7 protein-coding genes are annotated in these 5015 nt (G+C 59.4%); 4 read left to right on the forward strand and 3 right to left on the reverse strand.

All coding sequences use genetic code 11. From position 1 onward, the window contains the following. Positions 1-66: 66 nt before the first annotated feature. Positions 67-213 carry a hypothetical protein gene (locus GIW79_RS29265; protein ID WP_164919346.1) on the reverse strand — a complete coding sequence of 49 codons (147 nt, stop codon included), beginning with the start codon at positions 211-213 and terminating at the stop codon, positions 67-69. Between the two features lie 197 nt (positions 214-410). On the opposite strand from GIW79_RS29265, the gene GIW79_RS29270 reads away from it, so the two are divergent. Together GIW79_RS29270 and GIW79_RS29275 are read left to right on the forward strand one after the other, a co-directional pair. Beyond that, the gene (locus GIW79_RS29270) at positions 411-1718 is read left to right on the forward strand and encodes an MFS transporter (protein ID WP_236454057.1); all 1308 of its coding nucleotides are present in this window, start codon (positions 411-413) and stop codon (positions 1716-1718) included. Further along, positions 1715-2473, forward strand: coding sequence for a substrate-binding domain-containing protein (locus GIW79_RS29275; RefSeq protein WP_070415480.1), 759 nt, complete (start codon positions 1715-1717; stop codon positions 2471-2473). The genes GIW79_RS29270 and GIW79_RS29275 overlap by 4 nt, the downstream gene beginning before the upstream one ends. Here the strand turns inward: GIW79_RS29275 and GIW79_RS29280 are convergent. Next, positions 2465-3367: a LysR family transcriptional regulator gene (locus GIW79_RS29280; protein ID WP_034127031.1), complete on the reverse strand. Its 903-nt coding sequence runs from the start codon at positions 3365-3367 to the stop codon at positions 2465-2467. The genes GIW79_RS29275 and GIW79_RS29280 overlap by 9 nt on opposite strands. A gap of 210 nt (positions 3368-3577) precedes the next feature. Between GIW79_RS29280 and GIW79_RS29285 the strand changes: the two genes are divergently transcribed. Continuing rightward, positions 3578-3982: a ribbon-helix-helix domain-containing protein gene (locus GIW79_RS29285; RefSeq protein ID WP_236454060.1), complete on the forward strand. Its 405-nt coding sequence runs from the start codon at positions 3578-3580 to the stop codon at positions 3980-3982. Further along, on the forward strand, positions 3979-4332 hold the full coding sequence (locus tag GIW79_RS29290; protein WP_034126594.1) for a type II toxin-antitoxin system RelE/ParE family toxin: 354 nt from the start codon (positions 3979-3981) through the stop codon (positions 4330-4332). The genes GIW79_RS29285 and GIW79_RS29290 overlap by 4 nt, the downstream gene beginning before the upstream one ends. 18 nt (positions 4333-4350) lie before the next feature. Here the strand turns inward: GIW79_RS29290 and GIW79_RS29295 are convergent. Beyond that, the coding region (locus GIW79_RS29295; RefSeq protein ID WP_236477474.1) for a histone deacetylase family protein at positions 4351-5015 on the reverse strand (665 nt) is incomplete at its 5' end.

The following is a 5015-nucleotide window of genomic DNA, read 5'->3' on the forward strand; positions in this document are numbered from 1 at the left end:
TCCGTTGACTGACACACCGCCTTCGCGAGCAAGCCCGCTCCCACAATTAGACCGCGGTTACCTGACTCAAGGCTTGAGCGGAAACTCCTGGTCACGCTCGGAAAGCTCGGTGCCATCGTCCGGATGCTTCCAGGTTTGCGGCTTTTCGTCTTCGCGCTGCCGCCGGGGTTCTTCACGCTCCGGCTCGTTGTGCTGCTTGTGTTCGTTGCCCATAACGGCCTCCGCCCATAAGAATTGGAAACAGCTTCAAGCATAGGACACGGCGGGTTGTCTTGAAGCCGGAATGGATTGATAGCCAATACGCATCAATTCATCCAAATTAGTCACTTATCATTTCTAAATGTGTCAGCCACTATCCCAAGTCTTAAGCGAAACAAGCACTTTAAAAAGAACGCTGGAGACACAAAACCATGACGACCCCTTCCCGGCCTGCGGCTGGCCCCTCGAAAGTAGGCGCGGTATTGCGCGTTACTTCGGGCAATTTTCTCGAACAGTTCGACTTCTTTCTGTTCGGTTTCTACGCCACCTATATCGCTGCCGCGTTCTTCCCGGCCGCTAATGAGTTTGCGTCATTAATGATGACCTTCGCCGTGTTCGGCGCTGGCTTCCTGATGCGTCCATTGGGCGCGATTATTCTGGGTGCCTACATCGATGACGTGGGCCGTCGCAAAGGCTTGATCGTGACCTTGTCGATCATGGCCAGCGGTACGCTACTGATCGTACTGGTGCCGAGTTATCAGACCATCGGCCTGTGGGCGCCGTTTCTGGTGCTGTTGGGGCGCCTGCTGCAAGGTTTCTCGGCCGGTGCGGAGCTGGGTGGCGTGTCGGTGTACCTGTCCGAAATGGCTACGCCGGGCCGTAAAGGCTTCTACACCAGTTGGCAGTCGGGCAGCCAACAGATCTCCATCGTCGTCGCCGCGGCCCTGGGTTATGGCCTGAACGTGTGGATGGAACCTGCGGTGGTGGCCGATTGGGGCTGGCGTATTCCGTTCGCCGTCGGCTGCGTGATCATTCCGTTCATCTTCGTGCTGCGTCGCAACCTGCAGGAAACCGAAGAGTTCGCCAACCGCAAGCATCGCCCGACCATGCGTGAAGTGATGGCGACCCTGGTGAAGAACTGGACCGTGGTCATCGGCGGCATGCTGATGGTGGCCATGACCACCACCGCGTTCTACCTGATCACCGTGTACGCGCCGACTTTCGGTAAAACCGTGTTGCACCTGAGCACCTCGGACGCCTTGCTGGTGACCTTGCTGGTCGCGATCTCGAACTTTTTCTGGCTGCCGATCGGCGGCACGTTAAGCGACCGCTTCGGCCGTAAACCCGTGCTGATTGCCATGACGGTGCTGACTGTCCTTACGGCTTATCCGGCATTGTCCTACGTGGTCAACGCACCAAGCTTTGCGCACATGCTGGAAACCCTGCTGTGGTTCTCGTTCCTGTATGGCATGTATAACGGCGCGATGATCCCGGCGTTGACTGAAATCATGCCGGTGGAAGTGCGTGTGGCGGGTTTCTCCCTGGCCTACAGCCTGGCGACAGCAGTGTTCGGTGGCTTCACGCCAGCGATCTCCACCTGGTTCATTCACATCACCGAAGACAAGGCTTCACCTGCGTATTGGATGATCTTCGCCGCGCTGTGTGCATTGTGTTCGACCCTGGCGTTGTATCGCCGCGCCAATACCCGCGGCCAAGTCATGCAGGAGGCTGCGCAATGAAGCCGCTGTTCAAGACCCTCGCTGCTGTCGTCCTCGGCACCCTGGCGCTATCAGCCCAGGCCGAACAACTCAAGGTCATGACCTCGGGCGGCTTCACCGCCGCGTATAAATTGCTCGGCCCGCAATACGCCGAGCAAAGCGGTGACACCCTCGACACCATCCTTGGCCCGTCCATGGGCAAGGCGCCGGAAGCGATTCCCAACCGCCTGGCCCGTGGCGAACAGGCCGATGTGGTGATCATGGTCGGCTATGCCCTGGATGAGTTGATCAAACAAGGCAAAGTCGACCCCGCGTCCCGCGTGGAGCTGGCGGACTCGCGGATCGGCCTGGTGGTGAAGGAAGGTGCGGCCAAACCTTCGATCAATACCGATTCCGAGCTCAAGGCTGTGTTGAGCCAAGCCAAATCGGTGGCCTATTCGGATAGCGCCAGCGGCGTTTATGTCGAGAAGGAATTGTTCAAGAAGCTCGGCATGCCTGCCAAGGGCACCATGATCCAACGCGTGCCGGTGGGCGAACAGGTGGCCAAGGGTGATTACGAGGTCGGCTTGCAACAAGTGGCGGAATTGTTGCCAGTCAAGGGCGTGACGTTCGTAGGCAAGATCCCGGAAGACGTGCAGTCCGTTACCCGTTTCGCCGCCGGTATTCCAGTGAACGCCAAACACCCTGAGCAGGCCAAGGCACTGTTGCAGTTCATGGCATCGCCCGAGGCCCAGCAGGAGGTGCAATCCACCGGCCTGGACTCGGTGTCACGCTGACCGGAACGGCATCTCCCGCACCAAACGCTCCAACTCCAGCGCCGCCGGTGGCAATGTCCGCCCGCGGCGCTTGATCAAGCCCACATTGCGCAGTACCTGGGGCTCCACCAGCGGCACACTGACCAGAATCGGGTGAGTGTGCGCCGGCATCGCAATCGACGGCACCATCGCCACGCCCAGCCCCGCCTCCACCAGTCCGATCATGGTGGTCACGTGGTGCGTCTCGCAGATACTCGGCTTTTTCACCCGCACCCCACGCAGGGCCTGGTCGAGCAGGAAGCGGTTGCCCGACGTCTTGTCCACCTCGATGTAGTCATGCTCATAGGCCTCGGTCCAGCTCACGCTGTCACGCCCAGCCAGAGGGTGATCACGCCGACAGGCCAGCACGTAGCGCTCCTGCAGCAGCAACTCGAATTCCACCTCATCGGCCAGGCTACCGCTGAAACTCACGCCAAAGTCCGCCTCGCCGCTGGCCACCGCATTGCACACCTCGCCGGCACTGGCATCCAGCACCCGCAGGCGAATCTTCGGATACAGCTTGTGGAACTCGGAGATCACATGGGGCATGAAGTAGTACGCGGTAGACGGCACGCAGGCGATGGTGACATTCCCCATGCGCGTCGAGGCGACGTTGCTGATACCCATCAGCGCGATGTCGAGATCGTCGAGCATGCGCTCGACCTGGGGCAAAAATGCACGCCCGACCATGGTCAGGCTGACCCGTCGCGTGGTGCGTTCGAACAGCTTTACATCCAGCGCGGATTCGAGCTTTTCGATACGCCGACTGAGGGCCGGTTGCGAGATACGGATGGCCTCGGCAGCGCCACGAAAACTGCCCTTGTCCACCACGGCGCGGAAAGCTTGGAGGTCGTTGAGGTCGAAGTTGATGATCACGGGAGGCAGGCCAAAGGTGGTCGAGGTGGCGAGCATTATCGTATGGGAGCCGGTGGGACGCCATGTGTGCCTAGATGGTTTGCCGAGATCATCCTGTTACACATATGAAGTCATACATATCAGCAGGTTATCAGCCACCTACGGCAACGCGATCGCCAAAACGGGTCAATACTTTCGGCCTGACCTACACAACTGGAGACGTAGCAACTCATGGAAACCTACCCCTTCTGGATAGACGACGAGGCGCCGGACATCGGCATCGATCAGTTGCTTCTTGCATCGCGCCAATGGTCGAGTAGGATTGAATCCCACTCACCCCAGGCGGATACACCCATGCGCTCAACCCAGCAAATGAGCATCACCTTGCCCCTAGAAATGGCGGCCCTGGTCAAAGCCAAGGTGGCTGCTGGCGAATATGCCAGCGAAAGTGAAGTGATTCGCGACGGCCTGCGGGCGTTGCTGGCGCGTGATCGTGCCATGGAGGATTGGCTCAGAGCCGAAGTCATCCCCGCAGCGACCGCCCTTGAGGCGAAGCCTGAGCTTGGGTTATCGCCAGAACAGGTCCGCGAACATATGGCCGCCAGACGTCGGCGCAAAGGCACAGGGGAAGCGTGAGCTACTCGGTAGTTTTTTCGCCCGAGGTCTTGGCGCAACTCGATGCCCTTGAAGACTACATCAGCGATGTCGGCTCCCCTCCTGTAGCGGCGCGTTTTATCGACAATCTTGTCAGCTACTGTGAAAGCCTTGCCCTGTTTCCCTTGCGTGGCATGCGCCGTGACGACCTGCTGAAAGACTTGCGCATCACTCACTATCGTCGCAGCACCATTATTGCTTTCAGGGTGAAGCCTGACTTCAAAACGGTATCGATAGTGGGGGTGTTTTACGGCGGGCAAGACTACACGGCGTTGTTGCACGCAGATCAGAACGAGCACCCGACAAGGGCTGAAAAGCCTGCTGAAAACTGACCAGCAGGCTTTTAGCGTTCAAACACCCTTTAATAAAGGGCCTGATAGCGCGTTCCAAGCCGCTGGTGCACCGAAAAACGCCTGGGCATTACTGTCCAACGTTTCCAAGTGATACCCGCCTTCCTGCACGATCACGCAGGGCAACCCCAGCGCACGGATGCGGGCTCCCAACCGCGCAAAGCCTTCCCGCGTCACCGCGACTTTGCTTTGTGGGTCCAGCTCATAGATATCGAAGCCCAGTGACAACACCAGCACATCCGCCGAGAAGTCATTCACCGCTGCCAGGGCCTGCTCCAGTTTTTCAAAGAACACCGCTTCGCTGGCACCATGGGGCATCGGCAGGTTGAGGTTGTACCCCTCGCCGGTGCCGTTGCCTTTTTCCTCGGCAAAGCCTGCCACGCCAGGATAGAAGTTGGTCGGGTCGCCGTGGATCGACACATACAGCACGTCGTCGCGGTCGTAGAAAATTTCCTGGATGCCCTGGCCGTGATGCATATCGGTATCGAGCACCGCGACACGCTGGAAACCCTGGCGCAGCGCTTGCGCAGCCACGGCCGCATTGTTGATGTAACAGAAGCCACCGGCCGCGTCGAAGCGGGCGTGATGGCCCGGCGGCCGGCACAAGGCGTAGGCGGCAGGGGCGCCATCGAGGATGGCTCCCGCTGCGTCGAGGGCGCTTGGGG

The sequence above is a fragment of the Pseudomonas sp. PA-7-1E genome, assembly GCF_021605325.1.
GTDB lineage: Bacteria > Pseudomonadota > Gammaproteobacteria > Pseudomonadales > Pseudomonadaceae > Aquipseudomonas > Aquipseudomonas fluorescens_BV.